The organism is Priestia sp. P1_B12_1 (assembly GCF_056406695.1).
Map to the genome: position 1 here is coordinate 1 of NZ_JBFTZR010000032.1, position 22,134 is coordinate 22,134.

At 40.5% G+C, this 22,134-nt stretch carries 17 protein-coding genes, 2 tRNA genes, 3 rRNA genes and 2 riboswitches; of the genes, 19 read left to right on the forward strand and 3 right to left on the reverse strand.

Features of this window, described 5'->3' with window-relative positions:
- Window positions 1-22 precede the first annotated feature (22 nt).
- From AC1D0Y_RS28535 to tsaD, 8 genes are all read left to right on the forward strand, one after another.
- A 23S ribosomal RNA gene (locus tag AC1D0Y_RS28535) occupies window positions 23-2,958 on the forward strand.
- A gap of 12 nt (window positions 2,959-2,970) precedes the next feature.
- A 5S ribosomal RNA gene (gene rrf, locus AC1D0Y_RS28540) occupies window positions 2,971-3,086 on the forward strand.
- A 25-nt stretch (window positions 3,087-3,111) separates the two neighbouring features.
- Window positions 3,112-3,188 (forward strand) — tRNA-Met (locus AC1D0Y_RS28545).
- Between the two features lie 4 nt (window positions 3,189-3,192).
- Window positions 3,193-3,268, forward strand: a tRNA-Asp gene (locus AC1D0Y_RS28550).
- A 220-nt stretch (window positions 3,269-3,488) separates the two neighbouring features.
- Window positions 3,489-3,959: a tRNA (adenosine(37)-N6)-threonylcarbamoyltransferase complex ATPase subunit type 1 TsaE gene (gene tsaE, locus AC1D0Y_RS28555; protein WP_013081426.1), complete on the forward strand. Its 471-nt coding sequence runs from the start codon at window positions 3,489-3,491 to the stop codon at window positions 3,957-3,959.
- Window positions 3,956-4,654: a tRNA (adenosine(37)-N6)-threonylcarbamoyltransferase complex dimerization subunit type 1 TsaB gene (gene tsaB, locus AC1D0Y_RS28560; RefSeq protein ID WP_060746675.1), complete on the forward strand. Its 699-nt coding sequence runs from the start codon at window positions 3,956-3,958 to the stop codon at window positions 4,652-4,654. The genes tsaE and tsaB overlap by 4 nt, the downstream gene beginning before the upstream one ends.
- A 14-nt stretch (window positions 4,655-4,668) precedes the next feature.
- Entirely contained in the window at window positions 4,669-5,118 is a 450-nt protein-coding gene (rimI, locus tag AC1D0Y_RS28565) for a ribosomal protein S18-alanine N-acetyltransferase (RefSeq protein ID WP_028410379.1), read from the forward strand.
- Window positions 5,115-6,131, forward strand: a complete 1,017-nt coding sequence (gene tsaD, locus AC1D0Y_RS28570) for a tRNA (adenosine(37)-N6)-threonylcarbamoyltransferase complex transferase subunit TsaD (RefSeq protein ID WP_081085288.1) — start codon at window positions 5,115-5,117, stop codon at window positions 6,129-6,131. The genes rimI and tsaD overlap by 4 nt, the downstream gene beginning before the upstream one ends.
- 254 nt (window positions 6,132-6,385) lie before the next feature.
- On the opposite strand, the gene abc-f is transcribed toward tsaD, so the two are convergent.
- Complete coding sequence (gene abc-f / locus AC1D0Y_RS28575; protein WP_098250201.1) at window positions 6,386-8,320, reverse strand: ribosomal protection-like ABC-F family protein; 1,935 nt, start codon at window positions 8,318-8,320, stop codon at window positions 6,386-6,388.
- A gap of 458 nt (window positions 8,321-8,778) precedes the next feature.
- Here abc-f and AC1D0Y_RS28580 point away from each other — a divergent pair, with 458 nt between their 5' ends.
- From AC1D0Y_RS28580 to tatC, 3 genes are read left to right on the forward strand one after another with little or no spacing between them, the layout of a single operon-like run.
- Window positions 8,779-9,417 carry a redox-sensing transcriptional repressor Rex gene (locus AC1D0Y_RS28580; protein ID WP_028410376.1) on the forward strand — a complete coding sequence of 213 codons (639 nt, stop codon included), beginning with the start codon at window positions 8,779-8,781 and terminating at the stop codon, window positions 9,415-9,417.
- A 53-nt stretch (window positions 9,418-9,470) separates the two neighbouring features.
- A complete protein-coding gene (gene tatA, locus AC1D0Y_RS28585; protein ID WP_013055022.1) occupies window positions 9,471-9,656 on the forward strand; it encodes a twin-arginine translocase TatA/TatE family subunit in 186 nt (61 codons plus the stop codon).
- 15 nt (window positions 9,657-9,671) lie between these two features.
- Entirely contained in the window at window positions 9,672-10,427 is a 756-nt protein-coding gene (tatC, locus tag AC1D0Y_RS28590; protein ID WP_013055023.1) for a twin-arginine translocase subunit TatC, read from the forward strand.
- A gap of 25 nt (window positions 10,428-10,452) precedes the next feature.
- On the opposite strand, the gene AC1D0Y_RS28595 is transcribed toward tatC, so the two are convergent.
- Both AC1D0Y_RS28595 and AC1D0Y_RS28600 read right to left on the reverse strand, forming a co-directional pair.
- Window positions 10,453-10,680, reverse strand: a complete 228-nt coding sequence (locus AC1D0Y_RS28595) for a YdiK family protein (protein ID WP_028410375.1) — start codon at window positions 10,678-10,680, stop codon at window positions 10,453-10,455.
- Window positions 10,677-11,405, reverse strand: coding sequence for a CPBP family intramembrane glutamic endopeptidase (locus AC1D0Y_RS28600; RefSeq protein WP_060746672.1), 729 nt, complete (start codon window positions 11,403-11,405; stop codon window positions 10,677-10,679). The genes AC1D0Y_RS28595 and AC1D0Y_RS28600 overlap by 4 nt, the downstream gene beginning before the upstream one ends.
- Window positions 11,406-11,704: 299 nt before the next feature.
- Between AC1D0Y_RS28600 and groES the strand changes: the two genes are divergently transcribed.
- The 8 genes from groES to AC1D0Y_RS28640 form a co-directional block, all read left to right on the forward strand.
- On the forward strand, window positions 11,705-11,989 hold the full coding sequence (groES, locus tag AC1D0Y_RS28605; RefSeq protein ID WP_013055026.1) for a co-chaperone GroES: 285 nt from the start codon (window positions 11,705-11,707) through the stop codon (window positions 11,987-11,989).
- Window positions 11,990-12,056: 67 nt separating this feature from the next.
- The gene (groL, locus tag AC1D0Y_RS28610; protein ID WP_028412700.1) at window positions 12,057-13,688 is read left to right on the forward strand and encodes a chaperonin GroEL; all 1,632 of its coding nucleotides are present in this window, start codon (window positions 12,057-12,059) and stop codon (window positions 13,686-13,688) included.
- A 158-nt stretch (window positions 13,689-13,846) separates the two neighbouring features.
- The gene (locus AC1D0Y_RS28615) at window positions 13,847-14,797 is read left to right on the forward strand and encodes an AAA family ATPase (protein ID WP_028410372.1); all 951 of its coding nucleotides are present in this window, start codon (window positions 13,847-13,849) and stop codon (window positions 14,795-14,797) included.
- 10 nt (window positions 14,798-14,807) lie between these two features.
- Complete coding sequence (locus AC1D0Y_RS28620; RefSeq protein ID WP_334038731.1) at window positions 14,808-15,998, forward strand: DUF58 domain-containing protein; 1,191 nt, start codon at window positions 14,808-14,810, stop codon at window positions 15,996-15,998.
- The gene (locus AC1D0Y_RS28625; RefSeq protein ID WP_060746670.1) at window positions 15,995-18,187 is read left to right on the forward strand and encodes a transglutaminase TgpA family protein; all 2,193 of its coding nucleotides are present in this window, start codon (window positions 15,995-15,997) and stop codon (window positions 18,185-18,187) included. The genes AC1D0Y_RS28620 and AC1D0Y_RS28625 overlap by 4 nt, the downstream gene beginning before the upstream one ends.
- 39 nt (window positions 18,188-18,226) lie before the next feature.
- A riboswitch (purine riboswitch) is annotated at window positions 18,227-18,328 on the forward strand.
- Between the two features lie 123 nt (window positions 18,329-18,451).
- On the forward strand, window positions 18,452-19,981 hold the full coding sequence (gene guaA / locus AC1D0Y_RS28630) for a glutamine-hydrolyzing GMP synthase (RefSeq protein ID WP_028410369.1): 1,530 nt from the start codon (window positions 18,452-18,454) through the stop codon (window positions 19,979-19,981).
- A 97-nt stretch (window positions 19,982-20,078) separates the two neighbouring features.
- Window positions 20,079-20,180, forward strand: a riboswitch (purine riboswitch).
- 132 nt (window positions 20,181-20,312) lie between these two features.
- On the forward strand, window positions 20,313-21,638 hold the full coding sequence (locus tag AC1D0Y_RS28635; RefSeq protein WP_013055032.1) for an NCS2 family permease: 1,326 nt from the start codon (window positions 20,313-20,315) through the stop codon (window positions 21,636-21,638).
- A 374-nt stretch (window positions 21,639-22,012) separates the two neighbouring features.
- Window positions 22,013-22,134: ribosomal RNA gene (locus AC1D0Y_RS28640) — 16S ribosomal RNA — on the forward strand; the annotation flags it as partial.

Consider the following 22,134-nt stretch of genomic DNA (forward strand, 5'->3'; position numbering starts at 1 on the left):
GTTGTACCATTTATTCGCTAATGGTTAAGTTAGAAAGGGCGCACGGTGAATGCCTTGGCACTAGGAGCCGATGAAGGACGGGACTAACACCGATATGCTTCGGGGAGCTGTAAGTGAGCTTTGATCCGGAGATTTCCGAATGGGGAAACCCACTGTTCGTAATGGAACAGTATCTTTATCTGAATACATAGGATATTGAAGGCAGACCCGGGGAACTGAAACATCTAAGTACCCGGAGGAAGAGAAAGCAAATGCGATTTCCTGAGTAGCGGCGAGCGAAACGGAATTAGCCCAAACCAAGAGGCTTGCCTCTTGGGGTTGTAGGACACTCTATACGGAGTTACAAAGGAACGAAGTAAATGAAGCGACCTGGAAAGGTCCGTCGAAGAAGGTAACAACCCTGTAGTTGAAACTTCGTTCCCTCTTGAGTGGATCCTGAGTACGGCGGAACACGTGAAATTCCGTCGGAAGCTGGGAGGACCATCTCCCAAGGCTAAATACTACCTAGTGACCGATAGTGAACCAGTACCGTGAGGGAAAGGTGAAAAGCACCCCGGAAGGGGAGTGAAAGAGATCCTGAAACCGTGTGCCTACAAGTAGTCAGAGCCCGTTAAYGGGTGATGGCGTGCCTTTTGTAGAATGAACCGGCGAGTTACGATCCCATGCAAGGTTAAGCTGATAAGGCGGAGCCGTAGCGAAAGCGAGTCTGAATAGGGCGTTTAGTATGTGGTTGTAGACCCGAAACCAGGTGATCTACCCATGTCCAGGGTGAAGTTCAGGTAACACTGAATGGAGGCCCGAACCCACGCACGTTGAAAAGTGCGGGGATGAGGTGTGGGTAGCGGAGAAATTCCAATCGAACCTGGAGATAGCTGGTTCTCTCCGAAATAGCTTTAGGGCTAGCCTCATGTTGTRAGAGTCTTGGAGGTAGAGCACTGATTGGACTAGGGGCCCCCAACGGGTTACCGAATTCAGTCAAACTCCGAATGCCAAAGACTTATCCATGGGAGTCAGACTGCGAGTGATAAGATCCGTAGTCAAAAGGGAAACAGCCCAGACCACCAGCTAAGGTCCCCAAGTATACGTTAAGTGGAAAAGGATGTGGAGTTGCTTAGACAACCAGGATGTTGGCTTAGAAGCAGCCACCATTTAAAGAGTGCGTAATAGCTCACTGGTCGAGTGACTCTGCGCCGAAAATGTACCGGGGCTAAACGTATCACCGAAGCTGTGGATTGACATCTTWGATGTCAGTGGTAGGAGAGCGTTCTAAGTGCWGYGAAGTCAGACCGTAAGGACTGGTGGAGCGCTTAGAAGTGAGAATGCCGGTATGAGTAGCGAAAGACAAGTGAGAATCTTGTCCACCGAATGCCTAAGGTTTCCTGAGGAAGGCTCGTCCGCTCAGGGTTAGTCGGGACCTAAGCCGAGGCTGAAAAGCGTAGGCGATGGCCAACAGGTTGATATTCCTGTACCACCTCCCCGCCGTTTGAGTAATGGGGGGACGCAGTAGGATAGGGTAAGCGCGCTGCTGGATATGCGCGTTCAAGCAGTTAGGCTGATGAGTAGGCAAATCCGCTCATCATAAAGGCTGAGCTGTGATGACGAGGGAATTATAGTACCGAAGTTCCTGATTCCACACTGCCAAGAAAAGCCTCTAGCGAGGCGGGAGGTGCCCGTACCGCAAACCGACACAGGTAGGCGAGGAGAGAATCCTAAGGTGATCGAGAGAACTCTCGTTAAGGAACTCGGCAAAATGACCCCGTAACTTCGGGAGAAGGGGTGCTCTGGTAGGGTGTATAGCCCGAGAGAGCCGCAGTGAATAGGCCCAGGCGACTGTTTAGCAAAAACACAGGTCTCTGCGAAGCCGCAAGGCGAAGTATAGGGGCTGACGCCTGCCCGGTGCTGGAAGGTTAAGAGGAGGGGTTATCCTTTGGGAGAAGCTCTGAATCGAAGCCCCAGTAAACGGCGGCCGTAACTATAACGGTCCTAAGGTAGCGAAATTCCTTGTCGGGTAAGTTCCGACCCGCACGAAAGGCGTAACGATCTGGGCACTGTCTCAACGAGAGACTCGGTGAAATTATAGTACCTGTGAAGATGCAGGTTACCCGCGACAGGACGGAAAGACCCCGTGGAGCTTTACTGTAGCCTGATATTGAATTTTGGTACAGCTTGTACAGGATAGGTAGGAGCCTGAGAAGCCGGAGCGCTAGCTTCGGTGGAGGCGTCGGTGGGATACTACCCTGGCTGTATTGAAATTCTAACCCGCGGCCCTGATCGGGCCGGGAGACAGTGTCAGGTGGGCAGTTTGACTGGGGCGGTCGCCTCCTAAAATGTAACGGAGGCGCCCAAAGGTTCCCTCAGAATGGTTGGAAATCATTCGTAGAGTGTAAAGGCACAAGGGAGCTTGACTGCGAGACCTACAAGTCGAGCAGGGACGAAAGTCGGGCTTAGTGATCCGGTGGTTCCGCATGGAAGGGCCATCGCTCAACGGATAAAAGCTACCCCGGGGATAACAGGCTTATCTCCCCCAAGAGTCCACATCGACGGGGAGGTTTGGCACCTCGATGTCGGCTCATCGCATCCTGGGGCTGTAGTCGGTCCCAAGGGTTGGGCTGTTCGCCCATTAAAGCGGTACGCGAGCTGGGTTCAGAACGTCGTGAGACAGTTCGGTCCCTATCCGTCGTGGGCGTAGGAAATTTGAGAGGAGCTGTCCTTAGTACGAGAGGACCGGGATGGACACACCGCTGGTGTACCAGTTGTCTTGCCAAAGGCATCGCTGGGTAGCTATGTGTGGACGGGATAAGTGCTGAAAGCATCTAAGCATGAAGCCCCCCTCAAGATGAGATTTCCCATAGCGCAAGCTAGTAAGATCCCTGAAAGATGATCAGGTTGATAGGTCAGAGGTGGAAGCGTGGCGACATGTGTAGCTGACTGATACTAATCGATCGAGGACTTAACCAAATCATATAAATGTCTAGTGATAATGGCRAAGAGGTCACACCCGTTYCCATACCGAACACGGAAGTTAAGCTCTTTAGCGCCGATRGTAGTTGGGACTTTGTCCCTGTGAGAGTAGGACATCGCTAGGCATTTTTATTTTGCTTTTTTTATCATCGCGGGGTGGAGCAGTTCGGTAGCTCGTCGGGCTCATAACCCGAAGGTCGCAGGTTCAAATCCTGTCCCCGCAACCAACATGGTCCCGTGGTGTAGCGGTTAACATGCCTGCCTGTCACGCAGGAGATCGCGGGTTCGATTCCCGTCGGGACCGCCATGTTTTAGAAACGAAACAATGTGTTTCGTCTTTTTTATTGTTTGAACCATTTTTATATAAAACTTTACCGTCCTTAGGAGCAATCCTAAGGAATTTTTTATATACAAAGAAACTTCTTTATAGAATTGCGATGTTAAAGATTGTTGGATTTCTTACTGGATATGTATAGTCCACAACGTTTACAATATATATATACAGATTGAAATGAGGTTCTGAATGAATGACAGAGATTAACGAATTTACGTTTATGTCTACGTCTCCTGATGAAACTAATCAGCTGGCTGCTCGTCTAGCAACTTTATTAGAAGCTGGTGACGTGCTGCTGCTTGAAGGCGATTTGGGAGCTGGAAAGACAACATTCACAAAAAGTTTAGCTAAAGGATTAGGAATTGAACGCAATGTGAATAGCCCGACATTTACGATCATTAAAGAATACAAAAGCGGTCGCCTTCCTCTTTATCATATGGATGTGTACCGTCTAGGGGATGAATTTGAAGACCTAGGGTTCGATGAGTATTTTGAAGGAGATGGCGTGACGGTCGTGGAGTGGGCTCATCTGATTGAAGAGCAGCTTCCTAATGAATATATTCAAATCAATATTTACCACGAAAACGAAACGACTCGTAAAATCCTTGTAAAGGCGATAGGCAGTCGGTACGTTGAAATATGTAAGGAGCTTTTTAAAAGATGAAAATGTTAGCCATTGATACATCCAATTTTGTCATGGGTGTTGCTGTCGTTGAAGAAAACAAAGTAATTGGAGAAATTATTACGAATCTAAAAAAGAATCACTCCGTTCGTGTGATGAACGCTGTGGAATCTTTGTTAAAGGATTGTAATATTGCGCCAAGCGAGCTAGACCGTATTGTAGTAGCACACGGGCCAGGATCTTATACAGGTGTACGCATTGGAGTTACCATTGCCAAGACACTTGCTTGGACTTTAAATATTCCTTTAATAGGTGTATCTAGCCTTGAGGCACTAGCAGCAAACGGTCGCTATTTTGATGGATATATCGCTCCGTTATTTGATGCGCGCCGTCAACAGCTTTATACAGGACTATATGAATGGAATAACGAGCGAGGTCTTGTAGAAGTTGAAAGTGATCGACTTGTTATTAATAAAGACTGGGCGGAACATTTAAAGTCATACAACAAACCTATTTTATTCATAGGCAATGATCTTCCTATGCATGAAGAGGCGTTAAAAGAAGTGCTGGGTGAACAAGCTGTATTTGCCCATGTTCAGCAGTTTAATCCAAGACCTAGTGAATTGGCTTTCTTAGGAATGAAGAAAGAGCCGCAGTCTGTGCATACTTTTGTTCCGAACTACATTCGTTTAGCTGAAGCCGAAGCCAACTGGCTTGCTTCACAGCAAAAAGGATAAAAGAAGGTATAAACATGAAACTAACAATTAAGTTTCGTTTAATGGAAGTTAAAGATGTTGATCAAGTAGTGAAAATTGAAGAGAAGTCTTTTACGACACCTTGGAGTTCAGAAGCGTTTCAAAATGAGTTAACCAATAATCAATTTTCAACTTACATTGTGATGGAAGAAGGAGAAAATATTATTGGGTATTGCGGAACGTGGATTGTTATTGACGAAGCACATGTAACTAACATTGCGCTATTGCCAGACTACCGAGGTAAGGGACTCGGTGAATTGCTGCTGCGCAACGTGATGGACGTGCTTCGAAAACTAGGTGCTACGTCAATGACATTAGAAGTTAGGGTATCTAATCATATTGCACAATCATTGTATCAAAAGCTAGGTTTTAAACCTGGAGGTATTCGTAAGAATTATTATTCTGATAACAATGAGGATGCATTAGTTATGTGGGTGAATTTATGAGTGAAAATCAATTAATTTTAGCATTAGAAACAAGCTGTGATGAGACAGCAGCAGCCGTGATTCGAAACGGTCATGAAATTGTAGCCAATGTGGTGGCCTCTCAAATAGAAAGTCATAAACGATTTGGCGGTGTCGTACCTGAGATTGCATCTCGTCATCATGTGGAACAAATTACGGTGGTAGTTGAAGAAACTTTAAATCAAGCGAACTTGACGTTTGCAGATATTGATGCAATAGCTGTAACGGAAGGACCAGGGCTTGTGGGAGCACTTCTTATTGGCGTAAATGCAGCCAAAGCGCTAGCATTTGCACATCAAAAGCCATTAATTGGTGTTCATCATATTGCAGGACATATTTATGCAAACCAGCTAATCAAAAAATTAGAATTCCCGCTTTTATCGTTAGTTGTATCTGGAGGGCATACGGAGCTTGTATACATGGAAAGTCACGGTCAGTTTAAAGTGATTGGTGAAACGAGAGATGATGCAGCAGGAGAAGCCTACGATAAAGTAGCCCGCACGTTAAACCTTCCATATCCAGGCGGACCACATATTGACCGCCTTGCACATGAAGGAGAGCCATTAATTGATTTACCGCGTGCTTGGCTAGAAGAAGGATCCTATGATTTTAGTTTCAGTGGGTTAAAATCAGCAGTTATTAACACTGTCCACAACGCGAAGCAAAAAGGTGAAGAAATTCTTCCACAAACGCTTGCTGCTAGCTTTCAAGCGAGTGTTATTGATGTGTTAGTAACTAAAACCGTTAAAGCTGCAAAGGAATATAACGTTAAGCAAGTGTTAGTAGCAGGAGGTGTTGCTGCTAATAAAGGACTTAGAGCAGCGCTAGAAGAGGCATTTGCACCATTATCAGACATTGAACTTATTATCCCGCCGCTATCTCTATGCACGGATAATGCTGCAATGATTGGAGCAGCAGCAAGTGTACGATTTGCTCAAGGAAAACGCTCAGATATGTCATTAAACGCAAACCCCGGTTTAGACTTGGAAGAGTAAGAGACGAATGAGATTTAGTTCTCATTCGTCTTTTTTTGTGGATAAAAATAATTTATCAACAATATTCAATAAATTTAGAATTAACTGTGGATAATTATGTGGAAAAGTCCGTGCACTCAGTACACGGACCTGTTATCAACAAGTTTTAATTATGAAAATCAGACAGATATCCACTATTTATTCACAGAGTGATAAAGCTTGTTCTAAAGCGCACGAACAAGTAAATAGGATGAATAAATACGAAAAAATATAGACTATTCTTCTAGAAGAAGCTGTAATTCTTCCCACTCTTCCATTAATGTGGATAACTGTGAAGCAATTTTTTCGTTTTCACCGTTTAATCTTGATACTTCTTCGTGGTTTTGATAAATTTCAGGGTCACAAAGAAGTTCTTCATTCTCCGCTTGTGCGGCTTCTAATTTGTTTACTTCAGTTTCAATTTCTTCAATGCGGCGCGTTCGCTGCCTCATCAATTTCTTTTGTTCTTTATCTTGTTTATAGGACTGTTTATCTACTTTTACCGTGCGTTCTTCGTTTGCTTTTATATTTTCTAATTCTTTGATTTCCTCTATTTCTGCTTTCTTTTCTACATAATAGTCATAATCTCCAAGAAATTCTTCTACCCCTTCAGGAGATAGCTCTGCTATTTTGTTTGCAATACGATTAATAAAATAACGGTCATGTGAAACAAATAATAGAGTCCCTGGGTAATCAATTAACGCATTCTCGAGTACTTGTTTACTATCTAAATCAAGATGGTTAGTAGGTTCATCTAAAATTAAGAAATTAGCTTTTTGAAGCATAAGCTTCGCAAGAGCCAAACGTGCTTTTTCACCACCGCTAAGCGTCGAAACGATTTTCAGTACATCATCACCTGAAAACAGAAAATTTCCAAGCGCTGTACGAATTTCTTTTTCAGGTTTGGATGGGTAGTCATCCCAAAGCTCATTTAAAACGGTTTTATTAGACGTTAAATTAGCTTGCTCTTGGTCGTAATAACCAACCATTACGTTTGAGCCAAAAGAAATGGTTCCAGTCTTGAAGCTTAGTTTATCCACAATACCTTTTAATAACGTAGATTTCCCAACTCCATTAGGGCCAACCAACGCAAGGCTTTCACCTTTTTTAATCCGAAGGTTTGCGTCTTGGACGACGTATTTGTTTTCATCATATCCGATAGACACGTTTTCGAGATTTAAGACTTCATTTCCGCTTTGACGCTCAATTTCAAACGAAAAACTAGCCGATTTTTCGCCGTCGTTAGGTCGATTTATTAACTCCATTCGATCGAGCTGCTTACGTCTGCTTTGCGCACGTTTTGTAGTCGATGCGCGGGCGATGTTTCGCTGAATAAAATCATTCAGTTTTGCGACTTCATCTTGCTGTTTTTCGTACTGACGCAACTCTTTTTCATATCGCTCTGCTTTTTGTACAAGGTATTTAGAGTAGTTGCCCGTGTACTTGACCGTTGTTTTTTGTGTGACTTCATACACTTGATTTACGACCTTATCAAGGAAGTAACGATCGTGTGAAACAATTAAAATAGCTCCTTCATACCCTTGCAGAAACTGTTCCAGCCATGCTAAAGTTTCAATATCTAAGTGGTTGGTAGGCTCATCCAGAATAAGCAAGTCTGGCTTTGTTAAAAGCAGTTTTGCAAGAGCCAAGCGCGTTTTTTGTCCACCGCTCAAGGAGGAAATAGGGGTGCTATAGTCAAAGTTTGAGAAACGGAAACCATGAAGAATAGATCGTGTATCCGCTTCATATTGATAGCCGCCTAAATCTTTGAACGTTACTTGAAGCTGATCGTACTCTTTGGTTAGTTTTTCGTATTGAACTGAATCATTAAAAATGTCTGGATCGCCCATCTTCGTTTCAAGCGTACGTAATTCTTTTTCCATCTTCTTTAACGGAGCAAAGACCGTCATCATTTCTTCCCATATGGAGAGTGTTGACTCAAGAACTGTATCTTGTCCCATATAATCAATGGAAACACCTTTAGGTTTAATAATTTCTCCGCTGTCATAAGAAAGCTGCTCAGCAATAATTTTTAATAAAGTTGATTTACCAGCACCGTTTCGTCCCACTAGGGCAATGCGGTCTTTTGATTGTACTTCTAACTTTATATTCGATAAAATGGGTTCTGCCCCATAGTATTTTGTAATACCGTTCAATTGTAGAATAATCATTTTTTCACCTCTAGTAGTATATCCATAGTGTATTTTAACATATTTTCAACTACAAGTTCTTCCTACAAGCGTTTGTAATTTGTAGAGAGACAAGGACAAATGATGAAGCGAATGTTTTGATTCATGAAATAAAATGATTTTACCTGCACATTTTATACAGGATACTATGTTAAAATAAGAGATAAGTGCATCTCTGAACTTATATATGATGGATGTAGAAAACCCGTCATGACTAACAAACGGATCCTTTGAAGAGCTAATTACTTCGTTCTAGCTACCGACTTTAAGTAGTGCTGGATAGACAAAAGGCGTCGGGGTGTGAAGCGGAGTATATATAAAACAAGAGAAAAGAGAGAGAATTGGAAGCGCTACCTCAAGGCGGTTGAGGCTTTGTGAAAGGTAATGCAATATGACTTGAAAATGTTAGTAATGACATACATGAACTGAGGGGGTACAACGTGAACACTGAACAATTAAAAATACCACAAGCAACGGCTAAACGATTGCCGCTTTATTATCGTTTTTTAAAAAACTTGCATGCTTCTGGTAAACAGCGTGTTTCGTCAGCGGAGTTAAGTGAGGCAGTGAAAGTTGATTCTGCTACTATTCGCCGGGATTTTTCTTACTTTGGAGCATTAGGGAAAAAGGGATACGGCTACAATGTGAATTATTTACTTACATTTTTCCGTAAAACGTTAGACCAAGATGAAGTAACGAAAGTAGCACTGATTGGCGTAGGGAATCTAGGAACGGCCTTTTTAAATTATAATTTTATTAAAAATAATAACACCAAAATTGAGTGCGCTTTTGATGTGATAGAAGATAAAGTCGGTACAAAAGTAGGCGACGTGCCCGTCTATCATCTTGACCAATTGGAAGATTATATGAGTGATGACATCTCAGTAGCGATTTTAACCGTTCCAGCCACTGTTGCTCAGCAAATTACCGATCGTTTAGTGAGTTGCGGAATTAAAGGAATTTTAAACTTTACTCCTGCACGCTTAAACGTACCGGATGAGATTCGACTGCATCATATTGATCTGGCTGTAGAATTACAGTCGCTCGTCTACTTTTTGAAAAATTATCCTGTTGAATAAGGCGGACTATGTTACGATTTCCTTAAGTCTAAATTAATAAGGAGAGTGGGAATATGGGGATTGGAGCAGGCAGTTGGATTATTATTGCGATTGTAGCACTGCTTATTTTTGGACCGAAACGGTTACCGGAGCTAGGAAGATCAGTCGGGCAAACGCTTAGAGAGTTTAAGCATGCCGCTAGCGGTGCCTCAGAAGATCGTGAAAAAGATAAACAGCGTCAAGTAGATGACAAAGAGTAAAAGGGTGATCATAGTATGACCGAACAAGAAATGTCAATATATGATCATATAGGAGAGCTGCGAAAGCGCATTTTAATTGTTTTATTTTTCTTTGTGATTGCCACAATTGGCGGCTTTTTTATAGCGGATAAGGTTATTGTCTATTTACAGCATGCTGATGAGGCAAAAAATTTAACGATGAATGCATTTAGGCTAACAGATCCAGTTAAGATTTATATGCAGTTTGCTGTTATTATCGGCTGTGTACTTGCAGCTCCTGTTGCACTGTATCAACTTTGGGCATTTATTAGTCCTGGTTTATATGAAAAAGAGCGTAAGGTAACGCTTGGATATATTCCTGTTTCCATTTTTCTCTTTATCGGCGGTGTCTCTTTTTCTTATTTTGTGTTGTTTCCATTTGTCGTCGATTTTATGACGCGCGTTTCTGATGAGCTGAATGTAAACCAAGTGATTGGCATTAATGAATACTTTTCTTTTTTAATGCAGCTCACACTGCCTTTTGGGCTGTTGTTTCAGCTTCCTGTTGTCGTCATGTTTTTGACGCGATTAGGAATTATCACGCCTATGTTTTTATCTCAAATTCGAAAGTATGCCTATTTCGTACTGCTAGTTATTGCCGCACTTATTACACCACCAGAATTGCTCTCGCACATGATGGTGACAGTGCCGCTCTTAATTTTGTATGAAATCAGCATCATTATTTCCCGCATTTCGTATCGCAAAGTGTTAAAGGCAAGGGCAGAGCAAGAAAGAGAAGATGTTAGTATGTAAAAAAACCACTGGAACAGTGGTTTTTTTATTTAGATGAATCATCTTGATTTTTATAGTGCTGCTGCAACTTTTTAATTTTATAGTGCAAGATAAAAATGCGAACCGCAAATCTGAAATCGAATGCGGCTACGAGTGCAAATAAGATCGTAGGGAAGTTCCACACGGTTTCCTGAGCATTTTGAATAGCCAGGTAGGTGAATAAAATCCCCATAATAATATAAATAAACCCTCGTGTTAAAGGGATATTCTTCATAAAAACATGCCTCCAAAAATAAACTGCATTTGTTCTGCTTGCTTTTGCATTTCTATAATTTTATCTGCAAAAATAGTTTGAGATAAAATAACGATTGTATTCATCAACACGTGAGCAATAATGGGTACAATAATTAGTCTTGTTCTTGCATAAAGGAATGCAAATACAAATCCCATGGCTGTATACACGAGCAAATGTTTAAAATCCCAGTGTACGGCAGCGAAAATAAGGGAACTAATAAATGCAGAGATAAAGAAATTATATCGTTTGTGAAGAGAACCGAAAATAATCTTTCGAAAAATAATCTCTTCTAGAATTGGTCCAATAACAGACGTAACGACAATGAGGAACGGCGTTGCTTTAACAAGATTAACAATATTTTGTGTGTTTTCAGATACTTGGGTAATGCCAAGAGCGTGCTCAATCATACCTGCTACAGCTTGACCAGCCATAGCCAGAAACACCCCAAGGACTGACCAGACCACAGTTACCGTTGATCCGGCATGTTCTATACGCATGGACATGTCACGGCGCAGCAGCAGTAAGACAATAAGTAAACCAAGGATAAAGCTAATGATGGTCCAATAAGTCAAAAGCATGACATTCGCTGTTCGAACTGGATATTGATCAAACACTCCTGTTAATTTTAACAGCGGTATACCAACAACTCCTGAAAACTGCATAAGGATGTAGGTGAGGATAACATACCAATAACGTTTTTCCAATCTTCTATACTCCTTTAAAAGGTTTTTATGTATATATGTCGAAGAAGTACTGTAAAGTTAGTAATTTCTTCTTGCTCGTATTGTAACATACATATTATTGAACAGAGAAAAGAATGCTTTATTTCTCAAAATCGTCGAAATCTAAGACTATTATATGTAGTTTTCGTAAATTTTAAATTTTTTTTGTTTAATACTTGCAAAAAAAACCCACTTTGTTTTAATATAATAATTGTGTTAGCACTCGTTGAGGTTGAGTGCTAATAAAAATGCAAACATATTATTTGAGGAGGTTGTTTCACTTGTTAAAGCCATTAGGTGATCGCGTAGTGATTGAACTTGTAAAATCTGAGGAAAAAACAGCAAGCGGTATCGTGTTACCGGACAGTGCAAAAGAAAAGCCACAAGAGGGTAAAATTGTTGCTGTTGGTACAGGCCGAGTATTAGAAAGCGGTGAGCGTGTAGCTTTAGAAGTAGCTGCGGGCGATCGTATCATCTTCTCAAAATATGCGGGTACTGAAGTGAAATACGAAGGTACTGAATACTTAATTTTACGCGAAAGCGATATTTTAGCTGTAATCGGCTAATTTTAATCACAAACTTATCATACGTAAAAAATAGATTATTAAGAACATCTTGAGGAGGTCAAAGAACATGGCAAAAGACATTAAATTTAGCGAAGAAGCACGTCGCGCAATGCTACGTGGTGTAGATACATTAGCAAATGCTGTAAAAGTAACGCTTGGACCAAAAGGTCGTAACGTTGTATTAGAAAAGAAATTCGGTTCACCGCTTATTACAAATGACGGTGTAACAATTGCAAAAGAAATCGAATTAGAAGACGCATTTGAAAATATGGGTGCTAAATTAGTAGCCGAAGTTGCTAGCAAAACAAACGACGTTGCTGGTGACGGTACAACTACTGCAACAGTTTTAGCGCAAGCAATGATCAGAGAAGGTCTTAAAAACGTAACGGCTGGTGCTAACCCAATGGGTATCCGTAAAGGTATGGAAAAAGCAGTAGCTGTAGCGGTTGAAGAACTAAAAGCAATCTCTAAACCAATTCAAGGTAAAGATTCAATTGCTCAAGTAGCGGCTATCTCAGCAGCTGACGAAGAAGTAGGTCAATTAATTGCTGAAGCAATGGAGCGCGTTGGTAACGACGGTGTTATCACACTTGAAGAATCAAAAGGTTTCACAACTGAATTAGAAGTGGTAGAAGGTATGCAGTTTGACCGTGGATATGCATCTCCTTACATGGTAACTGATTCAGATAAAATGGAAGCTGTATTAGATGATCCATACATCTTAATCACAGACAAAAAAATCGGTAACATTCAAGAAATCTTACCGGTATTAGAGCAAGTTGTTCAACAAGGCAAGCCTCTATTAATCATCGCTGAAGACGTAGAAGGCGAAGCTTTAGCAACATTAGTTGTGAACAAACTTCGCGGTACATTTACAGCTGTAGCTGTTAAAGCTCCTGGTTTCGGTGATCGTCGTAAAGCAATGCTACAAGATGTTGCAATCTTAACAGGCGGAGAAGTAATCACTGAAGAGCTTGGTCTTGACTTAAAAACAGCAGGCATCGATCAATTAGGTCGCGCTTCTAAAATTGTTGTAACAAAAGAAAATACAACAGTTGTAAACGGTGCAGGAAACGCAGAAGATATCCTAGCGCGCGTAAACCAAATCAAAGCTCAGCTTGAAGAAACAACTTCAGAGTTTGACCGTGAAAAATTACAAGAGCGCTTAGCAAAACTTGCTGGTGGCGTAGCTGTAATTAAAGTTGGTGCGGCAACTGAAACTGAGTTAAAAGAACGTAAATTACGTATTGAAGATGCATTAAACTCTACTCGTGCTGCGGTTGAAGAAGGTATCGTAGCTGGTGGTGGTACTGCATTAGTAAATATCTATAATAAAGTAGCAAGCATCGAAGCTGACGGTGACACTGCTACAGGTATCAACATCGTATTACGTGCGATTGAAGAGCCTGTACGTCAAATCGCTCACAACGCTGGTTTAGAAGGATCAGTAATCGTTGAGCGTCTAAAAGGCGAAGCAGTTGGAACTGGATTCAACGCTGCAACTGGCGAGTGGGTAAATATGCTAGACACTGGTATCGTTGACCCAACAAAAGTAACGCGTTCAGCTCTTCAAAATGCTTCTTCTGTAGCGGCTATGTTCTTAACAACTGAAGCAGTTGTTGCTGACAAGCCAGAAGAAGGCGGAGCACCTGCAATGCCTGACATGGGCGGCATGGGTGGAATGGGCGGCATGATGTAATCACTGCCCTAACTAAAAAAGCGACCAAGTGAGTACTTGGTCGCTTTTTTGCGTGCGTTAATATTTTCAGATTTTTTAAAAATTTGTTAAGATAGTACTATGTTTATTGAAAAACATACTAAACTCAAGGCTTAACTGAGTTTTAAGGGGGAGCTTTATTGATTCAGCTGGATCATATTAATAATAAATTAAATCAAGTATTAGAAAACATCGATCAAATTGTGATTGGAAAGCGTCATGTATCTACGTTGAGTTTGGTTGCTTTGCTTGCAGAGGGGCATATTTTGCTTGAAGATGTGCCGGGTGTGGGGAAAACGATGCTCGTGAAGGCACTGGCCAAATCGATTGATGCAGAATTTAAACGAATTCAATTCACGCCCGATTTGCTGCCGTCCGATGTAACAGGTGTTTCTATTTACAGTCCAAAAGACATGGAATTTCATTTTCGTCCAGGTCCTATCATGAGCCATATTGTGCTCGCTGATGAGATTAACAGGACTTCTCCTAAAACACAATCGGCGCTTTTAGAAGCAATGGCTGAGCATCATGTAACAACCGATGGTATCACCCGGGAAATTCCAGCGCCTTTTTTTGTGATGGCTACTCAAAATCCTGTTGATTTTGATGGGACCTATCATTTGCCGGAAGCGCAGCTGGATCGATTTTTATTCAAATTAAGCATGGGGTATCCTACGCAGGAAGAGGAGCTTCAAATTTTAAACGGCGTATCGACTCAAGTTAATCTTGAGGATGTCAAACCCGTCATGAGTATTCCAGAATTAGTACAGGCTCAAAAAACTGTAAGCAGTATTTATGTAGATGATGCGATCAAGCACTATATCATCGAAATTATTCGCAAAACGCGCTCTCATCCACATGTTTCGTTAGGTATCAGTCCTCGTGGGACGGTTTCATTTATGAAGGCCGTTCAAGCATATGCTTTAGTGAAGGGAAGAGATTACTGTCTTCCTGATGATGTTCAAGAGCTTGCTTCGTATGTGTGTGCACATCGATTAACGCTAAGATCTGATACCCAGTACAGCGGCTTAACAGCGGGTGATGTGATGAAGCAAATTATGGCTGATACGAAAGTACCTGTTAAAAGGTAAGAGGTACTTTATGAAAAAGTATATAAAAGTGATATGGAATAAATGTAGAGACTGGTTCGTTTTATTCTGCATCTTTGCTGCTACGTTTTCTTACGCGATGTTTCAAGGGGGCTTTGTCAGCTGGTTTTTATTTTATAGCTTCTTACCTTTTGGATTATATGCGGCAGCCGTTTTGCTTTATCCGTTAAAGAAGTGGAATGTTACTCGTGATGTGAAGCTACAGCCTCGATTCGCTGGAGATCATCTTTCGTATGACATTCATATTACACGCTCCTCGGGTTTTCCTGTTTATATGGCAGCAGTGAAAGAGGAGAGTAACCTTTTAGATCAAGAAGAAAGAACAATTTATCCGCTTTTTCAACGAAACGCTGTTATTCCGTATGAAAGATCGTTTGTAGAAAGAGGAGAATATGAATTTTTTACGATTTCGATTGAATTGAGTGATTTATTAGGAATTGTAAAAAAGAAGGCCTATTATCCGCTGCAGCAGCGGTTTATCGTGTATCCTCAAATCCATGAGATAGATATCCCGTTTCTTTTAGCGGGAATAGAAGAAGGAAAAAATGAAGTTTCCGCTGGAAATCCATCTACTACGTTAGTGACAGGCATTAGAGAATACCAGCCGGGTGACCGATTAGGATCTATCGATTGGAAGGCGACGGCTCGTAAAGCTACGTTGATTTCTAAAGAGTTCGGTCATTATCATGAACGGAGTATGATTATCATTGCAGATGTTATAAGCTCTCTATACTTTGAAGAACGAATGAGCTTTCTGGCATCCATGCTCATTCATGAAGAAACCAAGCGTAAAAAAATCGATTTTCTTTTAGCTGGAGATGCACTTTTTTCACCAAAAGCCTCTGAACAAAGTGAGACTGATAACCTGTTGTATCACTTAGCGCGTGCACAGCCTATTAACAACCGAGTATTCGAAACAGAATTTAAGGGTATTGCCATTCAAAAGCAGCATTCTTTTATGGTCATTGTCAGTCAAGTTACAGGAACTCTCATTGGGCAGGTTCAATCTAAGCTGAGTCTGCATGCTAAGGCATCAATAATTGTCGTTAAAGATGAAGGAGCAGGGCTTAGTGACGAAGAGACGGTTATTGTTAATGGAATACAATCTTCTGCTTTAACGATTGAAGTCGTTAATATTCCTCTTCCTCTATCATCTAAAGGAAGTGAGGGCGGAAATAAGTGAATAAATCAGCTTTGTATGTAAAAAACATCTTATTGTACGCGGGAGCATTCTTTTTATTAGTGGAATGGCTTCTTCCTTTAAATGAAGTGACGGATACCAATCAAATTCAGTACTTTATCTTGTTTGTTGCTTACTGTTTTTTGTGTTTAACGTTTCGATTGCCGTTTATTGTGATGACGTTAGGGAGTATATTGTTTATTTTGTTTTCGCTTCACAATCTCTATTTCCAAGGAGCCTTCTTTTCTTCAGACTGGCTTCCGAGACTTTTGGAGATTCTTCAGTCAGATGCACAAAGTATCATGGAGTGGGATATAGCGAATTTATCATTTGAAATGAGGAGCACTTTATTTTTTGTGCTGCTTTGGATTATGGCTTATTTAATTCGATATTGGATCTTTTATCAAAAAAGAATTTTCTTCTTTTTCTTCTTAACCATTTTGTATATTACCGTGTTGGATACATTTTCTACTTACGATGCGAGAGCTGCTATTATTCGTGTGACGATTATCGGATTTTTATTAGTAGCCATGCTTCGCATAAATCCTGAACGCATAAAAGCTGCGGGCACTGAGCGTTTAGAAAATAGAAAACGATCGTTTCTTTTTCTAGGCAGCTTTTTAGCTATCGTCATTGTGCTGGCTTATCTCGCTCCTAAACCAGGGCCGCAGTGGCCAGATCCCGTACCTTTTATCACAGCGCATACAACAAATCAAGGACAGGGAGAATCTGCAAGCGGTCAACGAATTGGCTATGATATGGACGATTCTAAATTGGGGGGATCGTTTGTCAATGATGATACGGTTGTGTTTACAGCCAAAGTAGAGGATGAGCACTATTGGCGTATTGAAACGAAGGATGTTTATACAGGTAAGGGGTGGGAGCTGTCTAAAGAGGAAGAAAAAGTGCCCTTTAAAGGAAATGAAAACTTACTCCCTCAATATGACTCAAGTGTAGCAGGACAAGTAAGAAAAGCAGAAGTTACCTATTCGCAGCCTTCTGTTCATCTTATGCATGTTCCTCAACTGCTGTCGCTAACCTTAAAAAATGGCATTCAAACCGATGTTACACCGACAAATGAAAAATTATATCCTTATCAAAATGACAAGCTTGTTACTGTTCAATCGTATGAGATGACGTATAAATATCCTGTATTTGATATTGGACTTCTTCAGCAAGCAGAGGAAAAAAAGGCAGAGAGTTTAGAGAATAATAACGAATTTATAGCAAGGTATACACAACTTCCTGCTAACTTGCCGAAACGAGTAAAGGATTTAGCTCGTGAGGTAACAAAAAATAAGAACAATCGTTATGAAAAAGCGAAAGCTGTTGAAGAATACTTCCGATCAAATCCATATGTATATGATACTGAAAATGTTCCAATTCCTACGAAAAATAAAGATTATGTGGATCAATTTTTATTTGATACAAAAAGAGGGTACTGTGATAATTTCTCTACTTCTATGGTTGTGCTGCTTCGTTCATTAGATATTCCTGCTCGGTGGGTAAAGGGCTATACAGAAGGTGATGCCACCGTCATTTCAGGAAGTAGTAAGTGGACAACCTATGAAATCACACAAAATAATGCTCATTCTTGGGTCGAAGTCTATTTTCCAAGAGCGGGTTGGGTACCTTTTGAACCAACAAAAAGTTTTTCTAATCCTTATGATTTTGTAGATAGCCAACCTAACGACTCTAGTGAAAATAGTCAAAGGGAAGAAGAGAAACAAGAAACGCAAGTGAAGGAGCAGCCTAAGGAAAAAGAGCTTCCGGCACAAGAAGAAAGAGCGAAAGAAAAAACAGCTTCTCTTCAAAATGCTAAGTTGTCTATGAAGTGGAAAGTACTTTTCTGCGGACTGATTGTAGTTATGTTGATAGTAATATATCTCAATCGATTTAAATGGTTTTTACCTTTTTATATCTCTTTTTATAAAAAGAAAGAGAGTGTGGAAACCTTTGAATCAGCGTATGCTTTTTTACTTAAAAGACTCGCTGCAAATGGACTAAAGCGGCAAGAAAGTCAGACGCTGCGCGACTTTGCAAGAGAAGTAGACGAAAAATTAAATACGGTAAATATGCTACAATTAACGGAAAAATACGAGCGGGTTTTGTATCGAAATGCAGATTCCATAAAAGAATGGAAAGAGTCGATTGAATTGTGGGAAAATTTAATCAAAAAAACGAGTTCTTGACCATTGTTTCGCGGATTGATAGAATATTCTCGAACTTACTATAAATGTTTCGTATACCTTCATATATCCTCGATAATATGGTTCGAGAGTCTCTACCGGGTCACCTTAAACGATCTGACTATGAAGGCAGAACAGTCTATTTGACAATGAACGTCGTGCTCAACTAGACTTCTGCCTTTGTTTTTTGAGGGAGAAGTCTAGTTTTTTTTATATTTTAGGGCATAATAACAAGTGATTATTTACACATTCGGAGAGGTGAACAAGATGGAAGGCATGATTGTTGTATTAGATTTTGGTAGTCAATATAACCAACTGATTACGCGTCGCATTCGCGAGTTCGGAGTATATAGTGAATTGCATCCGCACACAATTACAGCAGAAGAGATTAAAGCATTAAATCCAAAGGGAATTATTTTCTCTGGAGGCCCAAACAGTGTGTACGGTGAAAACGCATTTCACTGCGATGAAAACATTTTTGAATTAGGTATTCCTGTTTTAGGTATTTGTTATGGAATGCAATTAATGACTCATCATTTTGGCGGGAAGGTAGAAGGTGCTAGCCATCGTGAATATGGTAAAGCAGCGATTAACGTACAAAACGATTCATTAATGTACCATGAGTTGCCAAAAGAACAAGTTGTTTGGATGAGTCACGGTGATTTAGTTGTAGAAACACCAGCTGGTTTTGAAGTGGACGCAACTAGCCCATCTTGTCCAATTGCCGCAATGAGTAACAAAGAAAAGAATATGTACGGAGTGCAGTTCCATCCAGAAGTTCGCCATTCAGTGCACGGTAACCATATCTTAAAGAACTTCGTGTTTGAAGTATGTCATGCTGAAGCAAACTGGTCAATCGAGAACTTCATTGAAGTTGAAATGGATAAAATCCGTGAAACAGTTGGAGATAGAAAAGTACTTTGCGCACTTAGCGGCGGAGTAGACTCTTCAGTAGTAGCTGTATTAATTCACAAAGCAATTGGTGATCAGTTAACATGTATGTTCGTAGATCACGGTTTATTACGTAAAGGTGAAGCGGAAAGCGTAATGGAAACATTTAGCGAAGGCTTTAATATGAACGTAATTAAAATCGATGCAAAAGATCGCTTCTTAGAAAAATTAAACGGCGTATCAGATCCTGAACAAAAGCGTAAAATCATCGGTAATGAATTTATTTATGTATTCGATGACGAAGCTGCTAAATTAAAAGGGTTTGATTTCCTAGCTCAAGGTACGCTATACACAGACATTATCGAGAGTGGGACAGCTACAGCTCAAACGATCAAATCTCACCACAACGTAGGTGGATTACCGGAAGATATGCAGTTCAAACTAATCGAACCGTTAAACACGCTATTCAAAGATGAAGTACGTGCATTAGGTTCTGAATTAGGTATCCCTGATAACATCGTTTGGCGTCAACCTTTCCCAGGACCAGGTCTAGGTATTCGTGTACTTGGTGCAATTACGGAAGAGAAGTTAGAAATTGTACGTGAGTCGGATGCTATTTTACGTGAAGAGATTGCAAAAGCTGACTTAGAGCGCGATATCTGGCAATACTTTACAGTTCTTCCTGACATCCGCAGTGTAGGCGTAATGGGAGATGCTCGTACGTATGATTACACAATCGGTATTCGTGCTGTTACATCGATTGATGGTATGACTTCTGACTGGGCGCGTATTCCTTGGGATGTGCTTGAAGTTATCTCAACGCGTATTGTAAACGAAGTTAAGCATATTAACCGCGTAGTGTATGATATTACAAGTAAGCCCCCTGCAACAATTGAATGGGAATAATATGTAAGAAAACCGAACAAACGAACATTCTTTTATAAGAATGTTCGTTTTTTGTTGACTTTTTTAAAAAGTTAATGGTAGGATAGTAACATAAAACAGCGAGATATAGCTTTAATGTCGTATAATCTTGGGGATAAGGCCCAAAAGTTTCTACCGAGCTACCGTAAATGGCTTGACTACGAGAAAGTAATACATGTATGTGTAAAAATCTTTTGTTTTTTTGGCTCATACATTTCTCTTTTAGTCGATCTTATGCCTTTACGCGCCTAGTGTAGAGGCATTTTTTATGGCTTGCCAAGTGCATGCGGCTTCTATAAAGGGAGGAAAAAACGTGAAGAAGTATTTTCGTTTTGAAGAGCTGGGTACTAGCTATCGAAAAGAGTTTATAGCTGGCCTTACAACTTTTCTATCTATGGCTTACATTTTATTTGTTAATCCATCTGTGCTATCACTAAGTGATGTAAAGGATCTGCCTGACAGTATGAGAATGGACCAAGGGGCTGTATTTACAGCTACTGCTTTAGCGGCAGCTTTGGGATCAATTGTTATGGGAGTCCTTGGTAGGTATCCAATTTCATTAGCTCCAGGTATGGGATTAAACGCATTTTTTGCTTATACAGTTGTTCTGACAATGGGAATTCCATGGCAGACGGCTTTAACGGGTGTTATGATATCAGGTGTTATTTTTATTCTTTTAACATTAACAAGCCTGCGAGAAAAAATTATTAATTCTATTCCTATTGAATTAAAAATGGCTGTTGGAGCAGGTATTGGCTTATTTATTAGTTTTATTGGTATGAAAGGTGCCGGAATCATCGTCAAAGATGATGCTACATTTGTTGGACTGGGTGATTTAACTAACCCAACAACGTTACTTGCGGTTTTTGGCATTGTAATTACTATTGTATTAATGGTGCTTCGAGTAAATGCAGCTGTATTTATCGGTATGATTGTAACGGCTGTAGCAGGTATGGCTTTTGGTTTAATTGATACACCTAAAGCAGTTGTTTCATCAGTTCCTAGTCTTGATCCGACGTTTGGGGCAGCTTTTCAAAATATCGGTGATATCTTTACTGTAAAGATGCTAGTCGTCATTTTAACTTTCTTATTTGTTGATTTCTTCGATACAGCAGGTACGATGGTTGCTGTAGCGAGTCAAGCAGGGCTTATGAAAGATAATAAACTTCCGCGAGCGGGCAGAGCGTTATTGGCAGATTCTAGTGCGATTGTAGTTGGTGCTGTTCTTGGTACCTCATCAACAACAGCTTATGTAGAGTCTACGGCTGGAGTAGCAGCGGGCGGACGTTCAGGATTTACTGCAATCGTAACGGCAGCGTTTTTCTTAGTTGCACTGTTCTTTTCTCCATTGTTAGCGGTCGTAACACCAGCTGTTACTGCGCCAGCTTTAATTACGGTAGGAGCTCTGATGGTGTCAAATTTAGGAGAAATTAATTGGAAAGAGTTCGAAGTAGCAGTTCCCGCATTTTTCACGGTAATTATGATGCCACTAACATACAGTATTGCAACAGGTATTGCGGTTGGTTTTATCTTTTATCCTATTACAATGTTATGCAGCAAGCGTGGAAAAGAAGTTCATCCAATTATGTATGCTCTCTGTATCATCTTCATACTCTATTTTGCATTCTTAGCAGAATAGTTTAAATAAAAAAGCTCAGTTTAATGACTGGGCTTTTTTTTATGGTAAGATAAGAAAACTGCATAGCGGCTAGATTAATATTGTAATAGAGAGTATTCAATCATTATATTGAAGGTTTACTTCATTAACTTTTTTATTTATAAAGTTTTTTAGAAAAACGATTGACTCTATATATTATATATGGTAAATTATTAAATGTCGCTGATGAACAGCGCAGTTGAGAGAAACATCTTAAAAAAAGATGTTGACATCAAAACGATAGAATGTTATACTAATAAAGTTGCTTCAGAGCAATGGTTGAACTTTGAAAACTGAACAAAGCGACAAACGTCAACGTTAAWTTTTATTTTTTTAAATTGAGCAAGTCAAACATTTCTTCGGAGAGTTTGATCCTGGCTCAGGATGAACGCTGGCGGCGTGCCTAATACATGCAAGTCGAGCGAACTGATTAGAAGCTTGCTTCTATGACGTTAGCGGCGGACGGGTGAGTAACACG